37 protein-coding genes and 1 pseudogene are annotated in these 22,309 nt (G+C 41.1%); 35 read left to right on the top strand and 3 right to left on the bottom strand.

Annotated elements, in window-relative coordinates; genetic code table 11:
* The first annotated feature begins 333 nt into the window (after positions 1-333).
* Both OLM34_RS05870 and OLM34_RS05875 read left to right on the top strand, forming a co-directional pair.
* Positions 334-1,215, top strand: coding sequence for a CPBP family intramembrane glutamic endopeptidase (locus OLM34_RS05870; RefSeq protein ID WP_264405857.1), 882 nt, complete (start codon positions 334-336; stop codon positions 1,213-1,215).
* Positions 1,215-1,781, top strand: coding sequence for a DUF3109 family protein (locus tag OLM34_RS05875; RefSeq protein WP_264405860.1), 567 nt, complete (start codon positions 1,215-1,217; stop codon positions 1,779-1,781). The genes OLM34_RS05870 and OLM34_RS05875 overlap by 1 nt, the downstream gene beginning before the upstream one ends.
* Positions 1,782-1,936: 155 nt before the next feature.
* Here OLM34_RS05875 and OLM34_RS05880 read toward each other — a convergent pair whose 3' ends face one another.
* From OLM34_RS05880 to OLM34_RS05890, 3 genes are read right to left on the bottom strand one after another with little or no spacing between them, the layout of a single operon-like run.
* Positions 1,937-2,479, bottom strand: a complete 543-nt coding sequence (locus tag OLM34_RS05880) for a DUF4252 domain-containing protein (protein WP_264405861.1) — start codon at positions 2,477-2,479, stop codon at positions 1,937-1,939.
* A gap of 54 nt (positions 2,480-2,533) precedes the next feature.
* Positions 2,534-3,103 carry a hypothetical protein gene (locus OLM34_RS05885; protein ID WP_264405863.1) on the bottom strand — a complete coding sequence of 190 codons (570 nt, stop codon included), beginning with the start codon at positions 3,101-3,103 and terminating at the stop codon, positions 2,534-2,536.
* Positions 3,087-3,605 (bottom strand): RNA polymerase sigma factor, encoded by a 519-nt coding sequence (locus tag OLM34_RS05890; RefSeq protein ID WP_264405865.1) that lies wholly within the window; start codon positions 3,603-3,605, stop codon positions 3,087-3,089. The genes OLM34_RS05885 and OLM34_RS05890 overlap by 17 nt, the downstream gene beginning before the upstream one ends.
* A gap of 363 nt (positions 3,606-3,968) precedes the next feature.
* Here OLM34_RS05890 and rpsL point away from each other — a divergent pair, with 363 nt between their 5' ends.
* From rpsL to rplQ, 33 genes and pseudogenes are all read left to right on the top strand, one after another.
* Positions 3,969-4,379, top strand: coding sequence for a 30S ribosomal protein S12 (gene rpsL, locus OLM34_RS05895; protein ID WP_264405866.1), 411 nt, complete (start codon positions 3,969-3,971; stop codon positions 4,377-4,379).
* A 157-nt stretch (positions 4,380-4,536) separates the two neighbouring features.
* A complete protein-coding gene (rpsG, locus tag OLM34_RS05900; protein ID WP_264405867.1) occupies positions 4,537-5,013 on the top strand; it encodes a 30S ribosomal protein S7 in 477 nt (158 codons plus the stop codon).
* A 22-nt stretch (positions 5,014-5,035) separates the two neighbouring features.
* On the top strand, positions 5,036-7,165 hold the full coding sequence (gene fusA / locus OLM34_RS05905) for an elongation factor G (RefSeq protein WP_264405869.1): 2,130 nt from the start codon (positions 5,036-5,038) through the stop codon (positions 7,163-7,165).
* Positions 7,166-7,177: 12 nt separating this feature from the next.
* Positions 7,178-7,483 (top strand): 30S ribosomal protein S10, encoded by a 306-nt coding sequence (rpsJ, locus tag OLM34_RS05910; RefSeq protein ID WP_264405870.1) that lies wholly within the window; start codon positions 7,178-7,180, stop codon positions 7,481-7,483.
* A gap of 191 nt (positions 7,484-7,674) precedes the next feature.
* Positions 7,675-8,292, top strand: coding sequence for a 50S ribosomal protein L3 (gene rplC / locus OLM34_RS05915; protein ID WP_264405871.1), 618 nt, complete (start codon positions 7,675-7,677; stop codon positions 8,290-8,292).
* Position 8,293: 1 nt separating this feature from the next.
* Entirely contained in the window at positions 8,294-8,926 is a 633-nt protein-coding gene (gene rplD / locus OLM34_RS05920; RefSeq protein ID WP_264405873.1) for a 50S ribosomal protein L4, read from the top strand.
* 11 nt (positions 8,927-8,937) lie between these two features.
* Positions 8,938-9,231, top strand: a complete 294-nt coding sequence (gene rplW, locus OLM34_RS05925) for a 50S ribosomal protein L23 (RefSeq protein WP_264405875.1) — start codon at positions 8,938-8,940, stop codon at positions 9,229-9,231.
* 8 nt (positions 9,232-9,239) lie between these two features.
* Positions 9,240-10,067: a 50S ribosomal protein L2 gene (gene rplB / locus OLM34_RS05930; protein ID WP_264405876.1), complete on the top strand. Its 828-nt coding sequence runs from the start codon at positions 9,240-9,242 to the stop codon at positions 10,065-10,067.
* 22 nt (positions 10,068-10,089) lie between these two features.
* Entirely contained in the window at positions 10,090-10,359 is a 270-nt protein-coding gene (gene rpsS / locus OLM34_RS05935; RefSeq protein ID WP_264405877.1) for a 30S ribosomal protein S19, read from the top strand.
* A gap of 37 nt (positions 10,360-10,396) precedes the next feature.
* Positions 10,397-10,816 (top strand): 50S ribosomal protein L22, encoded by a 420-nt coding sequence (gene rplV, locus OLM34_RS05940; protein ID WP_264405878.1) that lies wholly within the window; start codon positions 10,397-10,399, stop codon positions 10,814-10,816.
* A 5-nt stretch (positions 10,817-10,821) separates the two neighbouring features.
* The gene (rpsC, locus tag OLM34_RS05945; RefSeq protein WP_264405880.1) at positions 10,822-11,574 is read left to right on the top strand and encodes a 30S ribosomal protein S3; all 753 of its coding nucleotides are present in this window, start codon (positions 10,822-10,824) and stop codon (positions 11,572-11,574) included.
* A 12-nt stretch (positions 11,575-11,586) separates the two neighbouring features.
* On the top strand, positions 11,587-12,018 hold the full coding sequence (rplP, locus tag OLM34_RS05950) for a 50S ribosomal protein L16 (RefSeq protein ID WP_264405882.1): 432 nt from the start codon (positions 11,587-11,589) through the stop codon (positions 12,016-12,018).
* 6 nt (positions 12,019-12,024) lie between these two features.
* Positions 12,025-12,234, top strand: a complete 210-nt coding sequence (rpmC, locus tag OLM34_RS05955) for a 50S ribosomal protein L29 (RefSeq protein ID WP_264405883.1) — start codon at positions 12,025-12,027, stop codon at positions 12,232-12,234.
* Positions 12,235-12,492 carry a 30S ribosomal protein S17 gene (gene rpsQ / locus OLM34_RS05960; RefSeq protein WP_264405885.1) on the top strand — a complete coding sequence of 86 codons (258 nt, stop codon included), beginning with the start codon at positions 12,235-12,237 and terminating at the stop codon, positions 12,490-12,492.
* Positions 12,493-12,494: 2 nt separating this feature from the next.
* Positions 12,495-12,860: a 50S ribosomal protein L14 gene (rplN, locus tag OLM34_RS05965; protein ID WP_264405886.1), complete on the top strand. Its 366-nt coding sequence runs from the start codon at positions 12,495-12,497 to the stop codon at positions 12,858-12,860.
* A gap of 19 nt (positions 12,861-12,879) precedes the next feature.
* Positions 12,880-13,200, top strand: coding sequence for a 50S ribosomal protein L24 (rplX, locus tag OLM34_RS05970; RefSeq protein WP_264405887.1), 321 nt, complete (start codon positions 12,880-12,882; stop codon positions 13,198-13,200).
* Complete coding sequence (rplE, locus tag OLM34_RS05975) at positions 13,197-13,754, top strand: 50S ribosomal protein L5 (protein ID WP_264405888.1); 558 nt, start codon at positions 13,197-13,199, stop codon at positions 13,752-13,754. The genes rplX and rplE overlap by 4 nt, the downstream gene beginning before the upstream one ends.
* Before the next feature lie 3 nt (positions 13,755-13,757).
* A complete protein-coding gene (gene rpsN / locus OLM34_RS05980; protein ID WP_264405889.1) occupies positions 13,758-14,027 on the top strand; it encodes a 30S ribosomal protein S14 in 270 nt (89 codons plus the stop codon).
* A 65-nt stretch (positions 14,028-14,092) separates the two neighbouring features.
* Complete coding sequence (rpsH, locus tag OLM34_RS05985) at positions 14,093-14,488, top strand: 30S ribosomal protein S8 (protein ID WP_264405890.1); 396 nt, start codon at positions 14,093-14,095, stop codon at positions 14,486-14,488.
* 17 nt (positions 14,489-14,505) lie between these two features.
* Complete coding sequence (gene rplF, locus OLM34_RS05990; protein ID WP_264405891.1) at positions 14,506-15,060, top strand: 50S ribosomal protein L6; 555 nt, start codon at positions 14,506-14,508, stop codon at positions 15,058-15,060.
* A gap of 21 nt (positions 15,061-15,081) precedes the next feature.
* Complete coding sequence (gene rplR, locus OLM34_RS05995) at positions 15,082-15,426, top strand: 50S ribosomal protein L18 (protein ID WP_264405892.1); 345 nt, start codon at positions 15,082-15,084, stop codon at positions 15,424-15,426.
* Positions 15,427-15,431: 5 nt separating this feature from the next.
* On the top strand, positions 15,432-15,950 hold the full coding sequence (gene rpsE, locus OLM34_RS06000) for a 30S ribosomal protein S5 (protein ID WP_264405893.1): 519 nt from the start codon (positions 15,432-15,434) through the stop codon (positions 15,948-15,950).
* Positions 15,951-15,968: 18 nt separating this feature from the next.
* Positions 15,969-16,145, top strand: a complete 177-nt coding sequence (rpmD, locus tag OLM34_RS06005; protein WP_264405895.1) for a 50S ribosomal protein L30 — start codon at positions 15,969-15,971, stop codon at positions 16,143-16,145.
* A 31-nt stretch (positions 16,146-16,176) separates the two neighbouring features.
* Positions 16,177-16,626, top strand: a complete 450-nt coding sequence (gene rplO / locus OLM34_RS06010) for a 50S ribosomal protein L15 (protein WP_264405896.1) — start codon at positions 16,177-16,179, stop codon at positions 16,624-16,626.
* Between the two features lies 1 nt (position 16,627).
* Complete coding sequence (secY, locus tag OLM34_RS06015; RefSeq protein WP_264405897.1) at positions 16,628-17,950, top strand: preprotein translocase subunit SecY; 1,323 nt, start codon at positions 16,628-16,630, stop codon at positions 17,948-17,950.
* 39 nt (positions 17,951-17,989) lie between these two features.
* Positions 17,990-18,763, top strand: a complete 774-nt coding sequence (gene map, locus OLM34_RS06020; RefSeq protein ID WP_264405898.1) for a type I methionyl aminopeptidase — start codon at positions 17,990-17,992, stop codon at positions 18,761-18,763.
* Positions 18,764-18,780: 17 nt separating this feature from the next.
* Positions 18,781-18,999: a translation initiation factor IF-1 gene (infA, locus tag OLM34_RS06025; RefSeq protein ID WP_264405899.1), complete on the top strand. Its 219-nt coding sequence runs from the start codon at positions 18,781-18,783 to the stop codon at positions 18,997-18,999.
* Positions 19,000-19,013: 14 nt separating this feature from the next.
* Entirely contained in the window at positions 19,014-19,130 is a 117-nt protein-coding gene (gene ykgO / locus OLM34_RS06030; protein WP_264405900.1) for a type B 50S ribosomal protein L36, read from the top strand.
* A 41-nt stretch (positions 19,131-19,171) separates the two neighbouring features.
* Entirely contained in the window at positions 19,172-19,552 is a 381-nt protein-coding gene (gene rpsM / locus OLM34_RS06035; RefSeq protein ID WP_264405902.1) for a 30S ribosomal protein S13, read from the top strand.
* 12 nt (positions 19,553-19,564) lie between these two features.
* Positions 19,565-19,954: a 30S ribosomal protein S11 gene (rpsK, locus tag OLM34_RS06040; RefSeq protein WP_264405903.1), complete on the top strand. Its 390-nt coding sequence runs from the start codon at positions 19,565-19,567 to the stop codon at positions 19,952-19,954.
* Positions 19,955-20,000: 46 nt separating this feature from the next.
* A complete protein-coding gene (gene rpsD, locus OLM34_RS06045; RefSeq protein ID WP_264405905.1) occupies positions 20,001-20,606 on the top strand; it encodes a 30S ribosomal protein S4 in 606 nt (201 codons plus the stop codon).
* A gap of 10 nt (positions 20,607-20,616) precedes the next feature.
* Positions 20,617-21,618 (top strand): DNA-directed RNA polymerase subunit alpha, encoded by a 1,002-nt coding sequence (locus OLM34_RS06050; protein ID WP_264405906.1) that lies wholly within the window; start codon positions 20,617-20,619, stop codon positions 21,616-21,618.
* Between the two features lie 5 nt (positions 21,619-21,623).
* Positions 21,624-22,064 (top strand): annotated as a pseudogene (gene rplQ / locus OLM34_RS06055) (50S ribosomal protein L17); the annotation flags it as partial.
* Between the last annotated feature and the right edge of the window lie 245 nt (positions 22,065-22,309).

Here is a 22,309-nt window from a genome sequence, read left to right on the forward strand (position 1 = left end):
GATTTTGGAGGTGCAAAATTACGTTTATTCTTCTAATTTACAAAATTATTGTTTTGTAGAGTCAACCTACAAGTGCGAACTTACCCCGCACCTTCTCCGCACCAAGTCCGTACCAAGGCTGCACCATCCTCGCTCCATGCTTGCTCCCGTTTTTTGCCGTTTTTACTGCAAATACGCAGGTGGTTTTTACCCTGAATCTGCAAAATCCGACGTTTTTGTCCCTGCCTTGAAGCAAGCAAGAAGCGGACATGAAACAGTCGTTTTACCTTTATGCTGCGGTTATTGAGGCATCTTTTCCAACTTTTTATATCTTTATGCCGAAAATATAACGGAATGAAACCAATTATCACAACTGAGTCAGGGAAAGCACGGATTTTTTATCTGTTTCTTTTTTCTTTTGTCGGAATGTTTGTAGCCGGTGGTATAATGCAGTTTCTTACTCTTGTTTTTGGTTTCGGCGATTCTTCCAATGCGTGGTTTATCCGTCTGAATACCTTTTTGCAAAGCCTGCTTATGTTTTTCTTTCCGGCATATGGTGTTGCAGGGATGAGCGAATCCGGCCCTTCACGTTTTTTGTGTTTGCAAAAGTCGGCCAAACTGACTTCCGCAATAGGCTTCTCTGTTTTGATTTTTGTAGCGGCTATGCCAATGGTTTCGTTTTTGATGCAGTGGAACCAACAGATGCATTTGCCTGAATCGCTCAAATCCATCGAGCAGTGGATGCGGCAGATGGAAGATGCTGCGGCAGCTACTACCGAAATATTGCTGGAAGAGAAAAGCGTGTGGGTTTTGATGGTGAATCTTTTGCTGATCGGCGTTTTTGCTGCATTTTCGGAAGAGTTTTTCTTTCGAGGCGTACTGCAACAGTCTCTTTCAGAAATGGTAAAAAACAAGCATGCAGCCGTATGGATTACTGCTTTCCTTTTCAGTGTTATGCATCTTCAATTCTATGGCTTTTTCCCACGGTTGGTATTGGGTGTTTTGCTGGGATATCTTTTTTTATATGGACGAAATTTGTGGATACCTATTGCGGCTCATTTTTTCAATAATGCCTTGTCTATCCTGACTGTTTTCTTTTTTAGCGAAACCGATTTCGTGCAGCGGTTGGAGAATCAGCCGTTGACTTTTGAGTTTGGATGTGGGGCAGCCCTTAGTTTGATCGTTACGTTATTTTTATTTCTATTATACAAAAAACGGATGGAGGACGGTTGTTGATGATACAAATCGGGGATACGTTGATTTCGGAAGATATATTAAAGACCTGTTTTGCGTGCGATCTTAGCAAATGTAAGGGGATGTGTTGTGTGGAAGGCGATGCCGGTGCACCGTTGGCGCAAGAGGAATATGAGGCGATACAGGAAGCATTGCCTGAGATTTGGGACGATCTTTCTCAAGAAGCCCGTGAGCTGATCGAAAAACAGGGGATAGCCTACATCGATGATGACGGCGAACTGGTAACTTCGATTATAGAAGGGCGTGAATGTGTATTCACCTATTTCGATGCCGAAGGTATTTGCCGATGTGCTATCGACCATGCTTTTAGGGAGGGAAGGATATCGGTACAAAAACCGGTCTCGTGCCACCTTTATCCCATTCGTTTGCACCAATACAACGGGTTCACGGCTTTGAATTACGACCGTTGGTCGGTATGCAGTCCGGCGCTCAAATCGGGCAAAAAAACCGGCATAAAATTATACCAATTCTTAAAAGAACCCTTAATCCGCAAATTCGGCGAAGAATGGTATGAAGAACTCTGCCTGGCGGCTGAACAGTTAGCCTAATTGGGGTATTTCTTTTGCTCACCTCGAAAAGGCCTTTATAAAAAACCATAGACGGCTAAACTCGCGTTCGGCCGTCTATCCATCGTTTAAATATAAAAAAGAAAAAAGTTATTTGCTGCTGTTGTGCTTTCTTTATTTTTGTTTATTGCTCTTTGTTATTCTTGTTGGTTGTTTATGGCAGGTTTGTCTTCTGTTGATGAGTTTTCACCTGCTTCGATTTCTTTATTCAACGAGTCAGACAATTTGGCAATAGCATTAAAATCTATTTTTCCGGTAATATTAATGATGGTCAATTTGTCGTCTTCGTCTAATCCGATAAAAATAATATCCTGATTTTTGGTCCCTTTATTTTTCATCCGAATATTTATTTTCGTATTTCTGTCGTTTACCGAAACTACTTCTTGATAGTCTGGAAACTTGTTTGCGATCAGTTCGTTGGCCTTTTTAAAATAATGGTGTGCATCTTTTTTATTTTCGGTTGTGATGATGCGGAGGCTGTTTAAGTTTTGAAATATTTTTTTCAATTCTTCGTCGGTGGTATTCGAAGCCATTTTTTCGAGCATTGGTTTTCCGATGTTTACATTATTTACAGGCATTTTGGCTTCGACACACGTATTCAGAAATTCCGTAATGAAATCTCCACCTGCAAATGATGCTGTTGTAAATGCGAATAGAAATAGAAATACTAAATTTTTCATTCGTTTTTTTGCTCTTTCCTTTTTAATTTGAAATTATTGTTTGGGAAACGGTTCTCATAAATTTTCTTTTTCGATGGGTTCCGTCTCAGCTACCGGTTCCATTTCCACATTCATCGAATCCAAAACGGTCCAGTCAATATTCAGATTTTTCAATTCGTTGAGTGTTTCTTGGGATGCTTCTTCTCCTCTTTGTAATGCTTCGGAGAGTTTTTCCAATGCATATGTAGCATCCTTGAGCGCAGCTTTCGGATCGTTGTAGGTTTCGGCGAAATAGGGTTTCTTGCTTTCGTTGGAAAGAAAATAAATGCCGATTCCCACGGTGATTAGGATAAGAATGGAGGCTGCAATTTTTAAGACGGGAGCAAATATGCGGATGGTAATGTATTGTTTCTCTTTTTCTTTTTGATGAATGGCGGCTTCCAGTCTTTTATCGAAATCGTCGTCCAATCGGATGGAGAGCTGGCTCTCTTTGTAATCCCTGAAGAGAGCAGCGTATTTTTGCAAATCTTCCGGAATATCGTTACCCGAAAAAAAGTTTTGCAATTGCTTTTCTTCTTCGAGTGATGTTTCGCAATTCCAATAGTTGTTCAACAAAAAGCGAATATGTTCATATTCTTTCATCATTGTTCTTTTCCAGTAATTCTTTCATTTTTTTTCGTGCCCTGAAAAGGGTTATCTTCACTAAATCTTCGCTAATACCCATTACGTTGGCTATATCGCCATAACTGAGTCCGTCGATCTCCCTGAGTTGAAAAACCAATTGCTGATTTTGGGAGAGTTCATCGATACACCTATATATAATAGAACGCTCTTCTTTTCTAATAAATTGCATATGTGGCGTTTCGTTATCGATAAAAGCGTAACTCTCTTGTTGAGGATCAATACTTTCTGTCTTTCGTATTGCCCGTGACGAAAGTCGGTCAAGCGCTAAATTTTTAGTCGAACGATAGCAATATGCCTCTGCATTATCGATGTTGTTCCATTCATCTTTTTTGCTCCAAAGTTTCAAAAAAACATCTTGCACAATGTCTTCCGCTTCTTCTTTATCTTGCACGATGCTCAGTGCTAGTCGATAGAGATTGTCACTCAGGGACAAAATAATATGATGAAATTTTTCGTTATTCATTATATAATGACGGTTGAAAAGCCGAAAAGTTACATGTCGCTACAAAAATATCTCTTTTTTGTTTTTATTGTTGTTCCTATGTAGCGATAATTATAATTTATGTTCCTTACACAACAGATAAATTGTTTCTCCCTAACTTGTTGATTATTTTCGCTATTTGGGAATCGGAAAGAAAAATATTTTTAAAAACAGCGTGATTTACTTGTATATCTTCTTGATAATTTGTATTTTTGTGCCGTTTTTATCCCCAAAAATCTGAGGCATGCCATATAATTGTTTGATTATGCGTTGCTTAGATTGTTGGTTATGAGCGAATAACAGGAAGAAAATTAAGATAAATTAGTTTAAAAAGAAAGTATAAAAATGCCTACAATTCAACAACTAGTAAGAAAAGGGCGTACAGAGTTAACGGAAAAAAGCAAATCACCGGCTTTGGACGGTTGTCCTCAGCGTAGAGGTGTGTGTATAAGAGTTTATACCACAACTCCCAAGAAGCCGAATTCGGCGATGAGAAAGGTTGCTCGTGTGCGTTTAACCAACTCGAAAGAAGTGAATGCGTATATTCCGGGCGAAGGTCACAATTTGCAGGAACACTCCATTGTTTTGGTGCGTGGTGGTCGTGTAAAGGATTTGCCGGGTGTTCGGTATCACATTGTGCGGGGTACGTTGGATACGGCCGGTGTCAGTGGCCGTACGCAAAGACGTTCCAAGTATGGAGCAAAACGTCCCAAAGCAAATGCTGCAGGAGCTAAATCGGCACCAAAAAAGAAATAATCGGCCGATAAAAACTAACAAAGTAAAATTAAAGTTAATGTTTAATTAGTGTTGAAATTTTTGGTATTCGCATTTTATAGGGTTGAGTAAATGATTCGGAGGAATCGTTGAAGACAAGTAAAAAGGCAACCAAACAACAGTAAATTTTTTTAAGACAATGAGAAAAACTAAACCTAAAAAGAGACAGGTATTACCTGATCCGGTTTTTGGTGATGTAAGGGTAACAAGATTTGTTAACCATCTTATGCGCGACGGAAAGAAAAGTATTTCCTATGATATTTTCTATTCTGCGTTAGAAATTGTGAAGGCTAAATTGCCTAATGAAGAAAAGTCGGCTCTCGAGATTTGGAAAGCTGCTTTAGATAATGTTACGCCACAAGTTGAGGTAAAGTCACGCCGTGTTGGCGGAGCTACTTTTCAGGTTCCTACCGAAATTTATCCCGGAAGAAAAGAATCCATTTCGATGAAAAATATCATTTCTTTTGCTCGCAAAAGAGGTGGAAAAAATATGGCGGAAAAATTGGCTGCCGAAATAGTTGATGCTTATAATAGTCAAGGTGGAGCATACAAACGAAAAGAAGATATGCATAGAATGGCAGAAGCCAACCGTGCTTTTGCTCATTTCAGATTTTAAATAGAGGAAGATATAACGTAAAATGGCAAAAAGTTCAAAAGAAGCATTAAAATATACACGCAACATCGGCATCATGGCGCATATCGATGCAGGAAAAACCACTACATCGGAGCGTATTCTGTATTATACGGGTCTTACCCATAAGATTGGGGAGGTGCATGATGGGACAGCGACTATGGACTGGATGGAGCAAGAACAGGAACGGGGTATTACGATCTCGTCTGCTGCAACAACAACAAGCTGGAAATATAAAGATCAGACATTCAAAATAAATTTGATTGACACTCCGGGACACGTCGATTTTACTGTTGAAGTGGAACGTTCGTTGAGGGTACTGGATGGTGCAATTGCTACTTTTTGTGCTGTAGGAGGTGTAGAGCCGCAGTCGGAAACCGTATGGCATCAAGCCGATAAATATAAAGTTCCCCGCATTTGTTATGTTAACAAAATGGACCGTTCGGGGGCAAATTTTTTCGAAGTTGCCCGACAAATAAAGGAAATGTTGGGTGCACGCCCGTGTCTTATTCAGATACCGATTGGTGCAGAAGACAACTTTAAAGGGATTGTCGATTTAATTCGCATGAAAGCCCTTTATTGGCACGACGAAACGTTGGGAGCCGATTATGATGTAGATGAGATCCCGGCTGAATTGAAGGCAGAAGCTGCCGAATGGCGTGAAAAAATGTTGGAAACCATAGCCGAATTTGATGATGCGATAATGGAAAAGTTTTTCGATGATCCGTCAACGATCACCGAAGACGAAATCCATCGGGCATTGAGAAAAGGAACACTGGCTATGCAAATCAATCCGATGGTTTGTGGGTCGTCCTTCAAAAATAAAGGCGTTCAGCCCTTACTCGATGCGGTGTGTGCCTATTTGCCCAGCCCGCTGGATACGGATGCAATTGTGGGTGTAGATCCCCGAGATCCCGAGAAAAAACTTGTTCGCCATCCCGATCCCGATGAACCGTTCTGTGCGTTGGTTTTTAAAATAGCAACCGATCCCTATGTGGGTCGTTTGAGCTTTTTCAGGGTGTATTCGGGAGAACTGCAGTCAGGTTCTTATGTTTATAATTCGCGATCGGGTAAAAAGGAACGTGTTTCGCGTTTGTTTCAAATGCACTCCAATAAACAAAATCCGAAAGATTTTATCGGATGTGGCGATATTGGTGCAGCTGTCGGATTTAAGGATATACGCACAGGAGATACTCTTTGCGACGAAGAACATCCTATTTTGCTGGAATCGATGGATTTTCCCGATCCTGTAATCAGCATCGCAGTTGAACCCAAAAGTCAGAAAGATCTGGATAAGCTGTCGAATGGTTTGTCGAAATTGGCTGAGGAAGATCCCACCTTTACGGTTAAAACCGATGAAGAAACCGGCCAAACCATTATCTCGGGCATGGGTGAGCTTCACCTCGATATCATCATCGACCGTTTGAAACGCGAATTTAAAGTGGAATGTAATCAGGGTCGTCCTCAAGTGGCCTACAAGGAGGCGATTACAAGACCGGTTGAATTGCGTGAAGTATATAAGAAACAAACCGGTGGCCGCGGTAAATTTGCCGATATCATTGTACGGATAGAACCTGCCGATAAAGATTTTGAAGGCGAACTTCAATTTATCGATGAAGTGAAAGGTGGAAATATTCCCAGAGAATTTATTCCGGCTGTTCAAAAAGGTTTCTTGCAAGCAATGAAGAACGGCGTGCTTGCCGGTTACCCGTTGAACAACCTCAAAGTGACCGTTATCGATGGTTCGTATCACCCGGTCGACTCGGATCAGTTGTCGTTTGAAATTTGTGCCATCCAGGCATTCAGACACGCTGCCGAAAAGGCCGGACCGGTATTGCTCGAGCCGATAATGAAAGTAGAAGTGGTTACCCCGGAAGAAAGTATGGGGGATGTAATTTCTGACCTCAACAAACGTCGCGGTCAGATTGAAGGTATGGAGTCGAACCGCTCGGGAGCACGCATTGTGAAAGCAAAAGCTCCGCTTGCCGAAATGTTTGGTTATGTGACTTCGTTGCGTACCATCACTTCAGGACGTGCAACGTCTACCATGAGTTTTTCGCATTATGAGGAAGTATCTCCTTCTATCGCAAGGCAGGTATTGACAGAAGTAAAAGGTCGTGTTGAATTGATTAAATAACACTATAAATTTATGAGCCAAAAAATCAGAATAAAACTGAAATCATACGATTATTCCCTTGTCGATAAGTCGGCAGAAAAAATCGTAAAAACGGTAAAGGCTACCGGAGCTGTCGTAAGCGGTCCTATTCCGTTGCCAACCCATAAACGGATATTTACGGTAAACCGTTCAACATTCGTGAACAAGAAGTCGCGCGAACAATTCGAACTGTCTTCATTTAAGCGTCTCATCGATATTTACAATTCGACGGCAAAAACCATCGATGCGCTGATGAAGCTTGAGTTGCCAAGCGGGGTGGAGGTTGAGATTAAAGTGTGATTTCCTTCGATTCGAAAGCTGACTTGTTCCAGAAACAAGAAAAAGTTGATGAATCTCATGAATATCGGTTTTACATGGGAAGGAAAGTTGCAAATTTTTTTAAGTACACTGAAATTAGATAAACATTATTAACGATGCCTCTTAACATATCCATACGGAAATGAGTGGAGAGGCAATAAAACAACAGAGAAATGCCGGGATTAATAGGAAAAAAAATCGGAATGACATCCGTTTTCAGTGCCGAGGGAAAAAGTATTCCATGCACTGTTATCGAAGCTGGTCCTTGCGTAGTTACACAGATAAAAACCGTCGAGAAAGACGGATATGACTCGTTACAGTTGGGTTTTATGGAAAAAAAAGACAAACATACAACCAAAGCTGAAAAAGGTCATTTCAATAAAGCCGGGGTAACTCCGAAGCGATACTTGGCCGAGTTCAAAGGATTCGGGAATGCCTATACGTTGGGCTCCGAAATCACTGTTGATCTTTTTAAAGACACCGTCTTTGTAGACGTGGTTGGTACCTCAAAAGGTAAAGGTTTTCAAGGCGTTGTTAAACGTCACGGTTTTGGCGGAGTAGGTGAATCTACTCACGGTCAACACAACAGGTTGCGTGCTCCGGGATCTATTGGTGCATCGTCTTTTCCTTCAAAAGTATTTAAAGGAACCCGTATGGCAGGCCAAATGGGGAATGAGCGGGTAACTGTTCAAAATCTTCAGGTTGTAAAAATAATCCCCGAACACAATCTTCTAGTAGTAAAAGGTTCAGTACCGGGATATAAAGGTTCAATCGTATTAATAGAGAAATAAGATGGAATTGAATGTATATAATATAAAAGGTGAAGTAACGGATAAGAAAGTGACGCTTGATGATTCCATTTACGGAATTGAACCTAACGAGCATGTTATGTGGTTAGCCGTAAAACAATACCTGGCTAATCAGCGTCGAGGTACTCACAAAGCGAAAGAGAGAAGCGAAGTTTCGGGAAGTACCCGTAAACTTATTCGTCAGAAAGGTAGCGGGGGGGCCCGCAGAGGCGATATCAATTCACCCGTATTGGTGGGGGGAGGACGTGTTTTTGGTCCCCGTCCCAGAGATTACGGGTTCAAGCTCAATAAGAAAGAAAAAACATTGGCTCGTAAATCGGCTCTTTCTTTAAAAGCAATGTATAATGCTATTGTCGTGGTTGAAGATTTTAATTTCGACGAACCCAAAACAAAACAGTTTGTAGAGTTGACTAAAAATCTGCAACTCGCTGATAAAAAGCTGCTTTTCGTTTTGCCAAGTCAAAATAAAAACGTATATTTGTCGGCTCGAAATTTAAGCAACGTTAATATTATATCGGCTTCAGACATAAATACTTACAAGATAATGGATTGCGTGAGTTTGGTACTTACTGAATCTGCTGTTGCCGTAATCAATAATTTATTATTAAAAGCATAAGGAATAAGACAATGGGTATAATTATTAAACCAATTTTTACGGAAAAGCAGAGCGCGATAACGGAAAAATTCGAAAACCGTTATGGTTTCATTGTTGTTCCAAGTGCCAACAAAGTTGAAATCAAAAACGCGATCGAAGAGCTTTATGATGTACACGTAGAAAGTGTAAATACAATGAGATACGACGGAAAAGCCAGAAGCCGTTATACCAAATCTGGAGTGGTTGAAGGTCGTACCCCATCGTATAAAAAAGCCATTGTAACGCTGAGAAAAGGAGAAAAGATTGATTTATTCAGCAATATCTAAATAGAGAAATGGGACTACGAAAATTCAAGCCCACAACACCGGGGCAAAGAAACAAAATTATCGGTACATTTGATAATATCACTGCAATTGTACCGGAAAAATCCCTTGTAGTAGGTAAAAAAAGTACCGGTGGCCGCAACAATCAAGGAAAAATGACCGTAGGTTATATTGGCGGCGGACACAAAAGACGTTACCGGTTTATCGACTTCAAGAGAACGAAAGATGGGATTCCTGCAGTAGTGAAGAGTATAGAATACGATCCAAATCGTTCGGCACGTATCGCATTGTTGTATTATGTCGATGGAGAAAAATCGTATATTCTGGCTCCTGAAGGACTGCGAGTAGGATCAACAGTGATGTCGGGAGCTCAAGCAGCGCCCGAAGTAGGGAATACATTGCCCTTGTCGAATATTCCGTTAGGAACGGTGATTCACAATATTGAGTTACGTCCTGGACAAGGGGCAAAATTGGTACGTTCGGCAGGAACATTTGCACAGTTGGTTTCGCGCGAAGACAACTATGCCATTATTAAAATGCCTTCCGGCGAAATTCGCAAAATTCTGTCTACCTGTAAAGCCACTATTGGCAGTGTTAGTAATCCGGATCATGCTCTCGAAAAATCGGGTAAAGCCGGTAGATCAAGATGGCTGGGTCGTCGTCCGCATACTCGCGGGGTTGCTAAAAACCCGGTTGATCACCCGATGGGTGGTGGCGAAGGACGTGCTTCAGGAGGCCATCCAAGATCTCCGAAGGGTTTATATTCAAAGGGATTGAAAACACGATCTCCGAAAAAACATTCTTCGAAATATATTATCGAAAAGCGAAAGAAGAAGTAATCCGATCAATTAATTGACAACTATGAGTAGATCATTAAAAAAAGGCCCGTATATCGATTTAAAATTGGAACAAAAAGTGCTCGCCATGAATGAGAGCGGAAAAAAATCCGTAATAAAAACATGGGCGCGCGCTTCTATGATTTCTCCTGATTTTGTTGGACATACCATCGCCGTTCATAATGGGAACAAGTTTATTCCTGTTTATATTACGGAAAATATGGTTGGTCATAAACTCGGAGAGTTTGCACCGACACGTACATTCCGTGGGCATGCCGGCAGCAGAAAGAAATAGAATCAGGGCTTAGAACCAACTAAAACAGAAAAGAGACATGAGTGTTAGAAAAAGAATATCAGCCGAAAAAAGAAAAGAAAGCCGCAAAGATATTGCGTTGGCTACATTGAAAAATGTTCCGAGCTCACCTCGTAAAATGCGTTATGTAGCCGATATGATTCGTGGAATGGAAGTCTTTAAGGCATTAGGTGTGCTAAAATTTTCCAATAAGGAAGCATCGCGAAAAATGGAGAAATTGTTGCTGTCTGCCATTTCGAATTGGGAACAAAAAAACGAGAGAAAAGCCGAAACAGGCGAGTTATACATTAAAACGGTTTTTGTAAACGAAGGTCCTACGTTAAAAAGACTTCGTCCGGCTCCGCAAGGTCGTGCCTACAGAATCCGGAAACGTTCAAATCATGTAACGTTGATAGTGGATGCTTATAACAAAGAACAAGAACAACAAACTAATAATTAAGGCAGATGGGACAAAAAGTAAATCCGATAGCAAATCGTTTGGGAATCATCAGAGGATGGGATTCTAATTGGTACGGTGGAGATACTTATGGAGATAATTTGCTTGAAGATAGCAAAATACGGAAGTATTTAAATGCTCGTCTGTCAAAAGCAAGTGTTTCGCGTATCATCATCGAGAGAACACTGAAACTGATAACCATTACTATCTGTACTGCCCGTCCGGGAATCATTATCGGTAAAGGCGGACAGGAAGTAGATAAACTGAAAGAAGAATTAAAGAAAATTACCGATAAAGACGTCCAGATCAATATTTTCGAAATAAAAAAGCCCGAATTGGATGCTGTTATTGTGGCAAACAATGTGGCTCGCCAGATCGAGGGTAAAATTGCTTATCGCCGTGCCGTTAAAATGGCGATAGCTTCTACCATGCGAATGGGAGCCGAAGGTATCAAGATTCAAGTATCCGGTCGTTTAAACGGTGCCGAAATGGCTCGTTCGGAAATATATAAGGAAGGAAGGATTCCGTTACATACCTTCCGTTCCGATATCGATTACTTCCAGGCTGAAGCTTTAACAAAAGTCGGGTTGATCGGCGTTAAAGTATGGATCTGCCGTGGCGAAGTATATGGTAAGAAAGACCTTGCTCCTTCCTTTACTTCTCAAAAAGAAAGTCGTTTCCACAATGGTGGCTCACGTGGAAATCGGCCCGAAGGAAGACAAGGTGGAAGAAGAAACAGGAAAAATAAGAAAAACGCTTGAAATTAAACTAAAATGTTACAGCCGAAAAAAACAAAGTTCAGAAGACAGCAGAAAGGCCGTATGAAGGGTAATGCTTCTCGCGGCAATCAGTTGGCTTTCGGTTCTTTCGGAATAAAATCATTGCAATCGAAATGGATCACCAGCCGCCAAATAGAGGCTGCACGTGTTGCCGTAACACGTTATATGCAGCGTGAGGGACAGGTGTGGGTGCGAATATTCCCCGATAAGCCGATTACCAAAAAACCTGCTGAAGTACGTATGGGTAAGGGAAAAGGAAATCCGGAAGGATTTGTTGCTCCGGTTACTCCGGGAAGAATTCTGTTTGAAGTGGAGGGCGTTCCTTACGAAGTAGCGAAAGAAGCATTGCGTTTGGCTGCTCAAAAGCTGCCTGTTACCACTAAATTTGTGGTGAGAAGAGATTATGTAAACTCCCAAAACTTGTAATGATATATGAAGACAAGAAGAGAGGAATTGAAAGAGCTATCCGAAAAGGATTTGAAAGAGAAGTTGGATGCAGAACGAATCGCATTGATGCGATTGCGCATCAATCACGCGATTACTCCGTTGGATAATCCAAGTTCGATAAAGTACAAACGCAGAGAAATTGCTCGTATCAATACGGAATTGCGTGCAAGAGAATTGAAAAAAGAAAAAGAATAAATGGGAACGAGAAATTTAAGAAAAGAAAGAGTCGGGGTCGTTTTCAGTAATAAAATGGATAAAACCGTCACTGTTGTCGTGAAATGGAAAGAAAAACATCCTATTTATGGAAAGTTCGTTAGTAAAACGAAAAAATTTCATGTTCACGATGAAAAAAACGACTGTAATATAGGCGATACAGTAAGAATAATGGAAACTCGTCCGTTGAGCAAAACCAAGCGATGGAGAGTGGTAGAAATAATAGAAAGGGCTAAATAATTATGATACAACAGGAATCAAGATTGACGGTAGCCGATAACAGTGGCGCAAAAGAAGCATTGTGTATCCGTATATTGGGCGCAAGCAAAAAACGTTATGCCTCTGTGGGAGATATCATTGTTGTCGCCATTAAAAATGTGATCCCTTCGAGTGATATCAAAAAAGGGGCTGTATCGAAAGCGGTTATTGTTCGTACAAAAAAAGAGATTCGTCGTCAGGATGGTTCTTACATCCGATTTGACGACAATGCCTGTGTGTTATTGAATAATGCCGGCGAGTTGAGGGGAAGCCGAATTTTCGGCCCGGTTGCTCGCGAACTTCGTGCCACCAACATGAAGATCGTTTCATTAGCACCGGAAGTACTGTAATTCATTAAATCGAAAAGTGATGAGTAAGTTACATATTAAAAAAGGCGATATTGTTTACGTGAATGCCGGTGAAGACAAAGGAAAGACCGGCCGTGTTCTCAAGGTAGATGTTGCGAAACAACGTGCTATTGTTGAAGGCGTAAATATTGTATCAAAACATACAAAACCCAATGCAAAAAGTCCACAGGGCGGAATCGAAAAAATCGAAGCTCCGGTACATATTTCAAATTTGAATCCGATAGATCCGAAATCCGGAAAGCCTACACGCATTGGGAGAAGATTGAACAGTGAAGGTAAATTGGTACGTTATGCTAAAAGGTCAGGGGAGGAAATCAAATGAATTATACGGTTAATTTAAAAGAAGAATATAAAGAACGTATTGTTCCTGCTTTGATGAAAGAGTTCGGGTATAAGTCGGTAATGCAGGTCCCCCGATTGGAGAAAATCGTAATCAATCAAGGATTGGGAATAGCCGTTTCCGATAAAAAAATTATCGATACAGCAATCAACGAATTGACGCTTATTACCGGACAAAAAGCAGTGCCAACCTATTCGCGCAAGGATATTTCGAATTTCAAAGTGCGCAAAAAAATGCCTATCGGTGCTCGTGTGACATTGCGAAAAGACCGAATGTATGAATTCCTGGAACGATTGATCCGTGTGGCATTGCCCCGTATCCGCGACTTTAAAGGAATTGACAGCAAACTCGACGGAAAAGGTAATTATACCTTGGGTATCGAAGAACAGATCATCTTTCCTGAGATCAATATCGATTCTATTTCGCGTTTGCTGGGTATGAATATTACGTTCGTTACCACCGCTTCTACCGATGAAGAAGGGTATGCGTTGTTGAAAGAATTTGGATTACCATTTAAAAACGTAAAAAAACAGTAAGAGATGGCAAAAGAATCAATGAAAGCCCGCGAGGTTAAAAGAGCCAAAATGGTTGCCAAATATGCTGAAAAAAGAGCAAAGTATTTGGCAGAAGGCGATTATGAAGCACTTCAAACCATTCCCAAAAATGCGTCTCCCGTACGTTTACACAATCGGTGTAAAATAACCGGGCGACCCAGAGGATATATGCGTCAGTTTGGACTCTCTCGTATTCAATTCAGAGAAATGGCTTCAGCAGGCTTAATTCCGGGTGTGAAGAAAACGAGTTGGTGAAAAGAGCAATTGCATTTTAGTTAAATATTGTCCCGACAGGCGGGATCAATTTAAATTATTTATATATGACAGATCCAATAGCAGATTATTTGACGCGGTTGAGAAATGCTATCCAAGCTAATCATAGGGTGGTAGAAATTCCGGCATCAAATTTAAAAAAAGACATTACAAAGATCCTTTTTGAACAAGGCTACATTCTTAATTATAAGTTTGTAGATGACGGTCCTCAGGGCACAATTATGATTGCTCTGAAATACGATCCGGTAAATAAAGTAAACGCAATCAAGAAACTGATTCGCGTATCTACTCCCGGTTTACGTAAGTATGTAGGTTATCGCAATATGCCGCGTGTATTGAATGGGTTAGGTATAGCCATATTATCTACTTCCAATGGAGTAATGACGGATAAACAAGCACGCCAACAGAAAGTTGGAGGCGAAGTATTGTGTTATGTATATTGATTTGAGGAGAAAAAACGATGTCAAGAATAGGAAAATTACCCATATCAGTGCCTAATGGCGTAACGGTTGCCGTTGAGGCAAACAATACCGTTGTGGTTAAAGGCCCGAAAGGCGAATTGACTCAACGGATTAATCCCTGCATCAAGGTGGAAGTAGATAAGAATTTGATCACCGTAAAAAGAAGTACAGACGATAAAGAACAACGCGCCTTGCACGGACTTTATCGAGCCCTGATCAATAACATGGTGGAAGGAGTAGCGCATGGTTTCCGTAAAGAAATGGAACTAGTCGGTGTTGGTTACCGTGTTTCTAATACAGGACAGCTGCTTGAGTTGTCGCTGGGTTACACCCATAATATTGTGATGCAGTTGCCGAATGAAATTAAGGTTGAAACCAAAATGGAAAGGAACAAAAATCCACTCATTATTTTGGAATCTTGCGACAAACAACTCCTCGGACAGGTATGTGCCAAAATTCGTTCCTTCCGTAAACCTGAACCCTATAAAGGAAAAGGTATTCGTTTTGTTGGAGAACAAATTCGTCGTAAATCCGGTAAAACAGCAGGTAAATAACGCACGTAAACTGAAATTACTATGTTAGAGAAAGAAAAAAGAAGACTAAAAATAAAAGCCCATATCCGCAGAAAGATTCATGGAACGGCCGAACGCCCCCGCCTTTCTGTATTCAGAAGTAACAAACAAATATATGCCCAGGTAATAGACGACCAATGTGGCAAAACATTGGCATCAGCCTCTTCATTAAAAATCGAAGAAAAACTTCCTAAAAAAGAACTTGCGGCAAAAGTGGGTGAACTAATCGCCAAAAATGCCAAGGAAGCCGGTATCGAAAAAGTCGTTTTCGACAGAAACGGGTATTTATATCATGGGCGAGTAAAAGAATTGGCAGATGCTGCACGTAAAGGAGGACTTAAATTTTAACCATCATGGCAAGAGTAAATAACAGAGTAAAAGCAACAAGCGATATTGAATTAAAAGACAGATTGGTAGCTATCAATCGTACGACAAAAGTTACCAAAGGAGGTCGTACGTTTACCTTTGCTGCCGTGGTAGTTGTTGGCAATGAAGATGGCATTGTAGGCTGGGGATTAGGAAAAGCAGGTGAAGTTACTTCCGCCATTGCCAAAGGAGTGGAAGCAGCCAAAAAGAACCTGATACGTGTTCCTGTTTATAAAGGGACCATTCCACATGAACAATCGGCTCATTACGGAGGTGCAAAAATATTCATCAAACCGGCAGTTCCGGGAACGGGTGTAAAAGCCGGAGGTGCAATGCGTGCTGTTCTCGAGAGTGTGGGCATTACCGATGTGTTGGCAAAGTCGAAAGGTTCGTCCAATCCTCACAACCTGGTAAAAGCTACTATCGCTGCATTAACCGAATTGAGAGATCCCCTAACGGTTGCTCAAAATAGAGGTATTAATTTGGAAAAAGTGTTCAACGGATAAAAATCGGAGGAATCGAAAATGGCAACTATCAAAGTAAAACAGGTAAGAAGCAGAATCGGCTGTCCAAAGGTACAGAGAAGAACGTTGGATACACTGGGATTGCGTAAGATGAATCAGGTTGTGGAACTTGAAGACAATGAATCCGTAAGAGGGTTGATTAGACAAGTACATCATTTGGTGACCATTGTTGAATAATTAGTTTATAACGATATAATTAAGATAAGAAATGGATTTATCGAATTTAAAACCGGCACAAGGAGCAACAAAAAAACGTAAACGAATCGGTCGAGGAGAAGGATCTGGCAAGGGAGGTACTTCCACCAGAGGTCACAAAGGAGCAAAATCGAGATCGGGTTACTCTCGCCAAATCGGATTTGAAGGAGGACAGATGCCTTTGCAACGTCGTGTGCCCAAGTTCGGATTCAAGCCTTTGAAGAGAGTAGAATATAAAACTGTCAATATCGAAAAACTTCAGGAAATTGCCGATACTCAGCAAGTATCGAAAATTGACCTCGACGTATTGATAAAGACCGGAATTGTCTCCTCAAAACAGTTAGTAAAAATTCTTGGCAAAGGTTCTTTAACTGCAAAGCTCGAAGTTGAAGCGCATGCTTTTTCCAAATCAGCCGAAGAAGCGATTAAATCGGCAGGCGGAACCGTTGTAAAACTTCAATGAAATGAAATTTATAGAGACACTTAAAAATATCTGGAAAATAGAAGATCTCCGAAAAAGGCTCTTGATCACTGTGTTGTTTGTAGCGGTTTACCGATTTGGTTCTTTTGTAGTGTTGCCGGGAATTAATCCGGCTCAACTGCAAGCGTTGCGAACGAGTGCAAGTTCAGGCCTTTTGGGATTATTGGATATGTTCTCCGGTGGTGCTTTTGCCAATGCTTCAATTTTTGCCTTAGGAATTATGCCCTATATTTCGGCTTCCATTGTAATGCAGTTGTTGGGAATCGCTGTTCCTTATTTTCAGAAATTGCAACACGAAGGCGAAAGTGGGTATACTAAAATGAATCAATATACCCGTTATTTAACGGTTTTTATTTTAGTGCTTCAAGGTCCTGCATATATATACGGAGCATTGCGTGGAGCTATACCCGGCGGATTCTTCGATTGGGTATTGCCCTCTACCATTATTCTGGCGGCAGGCAGTATGTTTGTGCTTTGGCTGGGTGAACGCATCACCGATAAAGGTGTGGGCAACGGAGTATCGTTCATCATTCTAATCGGTATCATTGCCCGCTTGCCTCACGCATTGGTTGCAGAATGGGATCGATTGATCAACGCTCCGGGCGGATTGTTGGTTTTTCTTATCGAAATCCTCTTCCTGTTGTTGGTAACCGCTTTGGCCATTATGTTGGTGCAGGGTACCCGCAAAGTTCCCGTTCAGTATGCCAAACGCATTGTAGGTAACAGACAATACGGCGGGGTGCGTCAGTATATCCCGTTGAAGGTGAATGCAGCAAATGTGATGCCCATTATTTTTGCACAGGCAATCATGTTTATTCCCATTACCATCGTTCAGTTTTCCGCTAAGGAGGGTGGAGGTTTTTGGTCTGCACTGATGAATTCCAATAGTTTTTGGTATAATTTCATTTTTGCGTTGCTCATCATTGCCTTTACCTATTTTTATACGGCAATTACAGTCAATCCGACACAGATGGCTGAAGATATGAAACGTAATAACGGATTTATTCCCGGTGTGAAACCCGGCAAAAAGACGGCTGAATATATCGATACCATTATGTCGCGCATTACGTTGCCGGGATCTATTTTTTTGGCTATCGTAGCTATATTGCCGGCTTTTGCGAATATGTTGGGTGTAAATGGCCAATTTGCCCATTTCTTCGGAGGTACCTCACTGCTGATTCTTGTCGGCGTTGTATTGGATACCTTGCAGCAGATTGAAAGTCATTTGTTGATGCATCACTATGATGGTTTTTTGAAATCAGGCCAAAAAATTAAAGGTAGATCAGGTTCTATTGCGGCGTATTAAATTAAGGAAGGATTTTTCGGATAAATGAAGAATAACAGAATGATCATATTGAAAACCGAGGAAGAGATTGAGCTTATGCGCGAAAGTAATCGCCTGGTAGGAATGACTCTTGGAGAACTTTCAAAACACATTAAACCGGGAGTTACCACATTGCAGCTCGATAAAATTGCCGAGGAGTTCATAAGAGATCATGGAGCTGTCCCAACTTTTTTGGGATATGGAGGTTTTCCGAATTCCATTTGTACTTCGGTAAATGAAAATGTGGTGCACGGCATACCCAATAATAAACCTTTAAAAGAAGGAGACATCATATCGGTAGATTGTGGTGTAACAAAAAATGGTTACTGCGGAGATTCGGCCTATACTTTTTGCGTAGGTGAAGTTGACGAAAAAATAAAAGCATTACTCAATGTAACCAAAGAATCACTTTATAAAGGAATTGAGCGAGCACGTGAAGATAACCGAATCGGAGATATCGCAAATGCTATACAAAGCTATTGCGAATCGCATGGCTATTCGGTAGTACGCGAGTTAGTGGGACATGGTATCGGTCGTGAAATGCACGAACCCCCCGAAGTGCCCAATTATGGCAGACGGGGCACGGGTCCATTACTTAAAAACGGCATGTGTATTGCTATTGAACCCATGATTAATATGGGAAGCAAAAATGTGGTATTCGAGAATGACGGTTGGACGGTTCGAACCAAAGATCGCAAACCTTCTGCTCATTTCGAACACACCATAGCTATCCATAATGGTAAAGCCGATATTTTATCCACTTTTGAATTTATTGAAGAAACAACTCATATTTAAAACCAAAACGATCTTTAATGGCTAAACAACCACCAATAGAACAAGACGGCGTAATAGTTGAAGCATTATCCAACGCAATGTTTCGCGTTGAATTGGAAAATGGGCACGAAATTACCGCACATATTTCCGGCAAAATGCGAATGAATTATATTCGAATTTTACCGGGAGACAGAGTGCGTGTAGAAATGTCGCCTTATGACCTCACGAAGGGTAGAATTTCATTTAGATATAAATAAAGAAGCACAAAAATATGAAAGTAAAAGCATCGATAAAGAAACGTTCGGCCGATTGCCAAATTGTTAGAAGAAAAGGCCGTTTATATGTAATCTGTAAAAAGAATCCCCGATTTAAACAACGTCAGGGTTAAAAACAATTGGTATTATTATAATCAAATAATAAGGAAAATATATGGCTATAAGAATTGTAGGAGTCGATTTACCGCAAAATAAGCGAGGCGAAATAGCGCTCACTTATATCTATGGTATCGGACGAAGCTCGGCTAATCGTATTTTGTCAAAAGCAGGGATTGATCGAGATATTAAAGTTAAAGACTGGACAGATGATCAAGTTGCCCGGGTTCGCGAAATTATATCTGCCGAGTACAAAGTAGAGGGAGATCTTCGTTCCGAAGTGCAGACGAATATTAAGCGACTAATGGATATTGGTTGTTATCGGGGTATTCGTCATCGGTTGGGATTACCGGTACGTGGTCAAAAAACCAAAAATAATGCCCGTACCCGGAAAGGGAAAAAGAAAACAGTTGCTAACAAGAAGAAAGCTACTAAATAACGCATAAAAAATATGGCAAAAAAATCAACTGCAACAAAAAAGAAAAATGTCAAGGTAAGTGCTGAAGGTCAAGCACATATTTCTTCTTCTTTTAATAATATTATTGTATCGTTGACCAACGAAAACGGTGATGTAATTAGTTGGTCGTCTGCAGGTAAAATGGGATTCAGAAGTTCCAAAAAGAATACTCCGTATGCAGCACAAATGGTAGCACAGGATTGCGCAAAAGTTGCGTATGATTTGGGGCTTCGCAAGGTAAAGGTTTTTGTAAAAGGCCCGGGGAATGGTCGTGAAGCAGCTATCAGAACTATTCACGGTTTAGGAATCGAGGTAGCCGAAATTGTTGATGTTACCCCCATACCACACAATGGTTGCCGTCCTCCGAAAGCAAGAAGAGTATAACGCACAGTTCAGATTTCAAATATAAAGTTTAATTCGTTAAAAAGAAATGGCAAGATATACAGGTCCAAAATCAAAAATCGCCCGCAAATTTGGCGAACCTATTTTCGGTCCCGATAAAGTTCTTTCCAAAAAGAACTATCCACCGGGACAACATGGTAATTCCCGCCGTAGGAAGACGTCGGAATACGGCATTCAGCTACGCGAAAAGCAGCGCGCAAAATATACCTATGGCCTTTTGGAGAAACAATTCCGTCTCACTTTCGAAAGGGCAGAACGCAGTCGTGGCATTACGGGTGAAGTATTGCTTCAATTGCTCGAATCGCGTCTCGACAATATTGTTTATCGTTTAGGAATTGCACCTACACGAGCATCAGCACGTCAGTTGGTAAATCATCGTCACATTACCGTCAACGGACAGGTGGTAAATATTCCTTCGTATTCCGTCAAGCCGGGCGAAATTGTAGGTGTGAGAGAAAAATCAAAATCATTGGAAGTGATTTCAAATGCCCTCGCAGGGTTTAATCACAGTAAATATCCATGGTTGGAATGGGATAAAGCATCATTCAGCGGCAAATTATTGCATCTGCCCGACAGAGCCGATATCCCCGAAAACATCAAAGAACAATTGATCGTAGAATTATATTCTAAATAATAAAAATTACATGGCAATATTAGCATTTCAGAAACCCGATAAAGTAATCATGTTGCAGGAGGATGCTTTCCACGGAAAGTTCGAATTCCGACCGCTTGAACCGGGCTACGGCATTACCATCGGTAATGCATTACGTCGAATTTTGCTTTCTTCGCTCGAAGGATTCGCAATTACATCGTTAAAAATTGAAGGAATTGAGCATGAGTTTGCTACCATTCCGGGCGTTATCGAAGATGTAACAGGAATCATTCTCAATCTGAAGAAAGTGCGGTTTAAACGGTTGGTCGAAGAATTCGAATCTGAGAAAGTCAGCCTTCACATTTCGGGAACAGAAGTGTTCAAAGCCGGGGATATTGGTAAGATATTGACAGGTTTCGAGGTATTGAATCCCGACTTGGAGATATGCCATATGGAAAAAAAGGCAGAGATTCGTTTAGAACTCTCCATCAATAAAGGTCGTGGCTATGTGCCTGCCGATGAAAATCGCACCCTGCTACCTCCTGATGATGTGCATACAATTGCCATTGACTCTATTTTCACCCCGATCCGAAATGTAAAATACGATATCGAAAATTACCGTATCGAACAGAAAACGGATTATGAAAAATTGGTTATTGAGGTTTCTACCGATGCTTCTATTCGGCCAAAGGAGGCATTAAAAGAAGCAGCAAAAATACTTATTCAGCATTTTGTATTGTTTTCTGATGATAACAAAATCATGATCGAAGCTACCGATGCCGATAATATCGAAGAATTCGATGAGGAGGTACTTCATATGCGCCAGCTTCTCAAGCGCAAGTTATCCGATCTTAATCTTTCGGTACGGGCACTCAACTGCCTTAAGGCAGCCGATGTAGAAACACTTGGCCAATTGGTTTCCTATACCAGGAACGATCTTCTCAAATTCCGAAATTTCGGTAAAAAATCGCTCATCGAGTTGGAAGAACTGCTCGGTGGAATGAATCTGACTTTCGGTATGGATATTTCGAAATATAAATTAGATAAAGATTAACAGTAATGAGACATAATTATAAAAACAATCATTTAGGACGTAAAAAGGCGCATCGCGGTGCCATGCTTTCCAACATGGCCACATCGCTCATTATGCATAAACGTATTTTTACCACTGTTCCTAAAGCCAAGGCATTGCGACAATTTGTGGAACCTCTCATCACCAAATCGAAGGAAGATACAACCCATTCCCGACGAGTAGTTTTTAGTGTTTTAAAAAACAAATATGCAGTAACCGAACTTTTTCAAACGGTGTCGCAAAAGGTGGGTGATCGTCCGGGAGGTTATACCCGAATCATCAAAACCGGATATCGCTTGGGTGACAATGCCCCCATGTGCTTTATCGAGCTGGTCGATTTCGATGAAAACATGCTTAAAGAAGTCGGGCCTAAGAAAGCAAGAACGCGCCGTTCGCGTAGAAAATCTTCCGATAAGGCTGTCGGTGCCGAAAACCTCTCTGCTGCTTCTGATGTAAAAGGAGAAGTAAAGGCCGAAAAAACCGAAAAGGCAAAAGGCAAAACAGCCGGGAAAAGTACGAAGGAGGCTAAAAGCAAAAGCGAAGAATCGAAGGCCGAGACTATAGCTGAAGCCAAAAGCGAAGCTCCTGAAGGGAATGCTGCCGCTGAAACTTTGGTTGAAGAAGCTTCCCGGAACGAACCTGTTTTGTCGGGAGAAGAACAGGTAGAAAAGGA

The organism is Anaerorudis cellulosivorans (genome assembly GCF_025943985.1).
Classification (GTDB): domain Bacteria; phylum Bacteroidota; class Bacteroidia; order Bacteroidales; family Dysgonomonadaceae; genus Anaerorudis; species Anaerorudis cellulosivorans.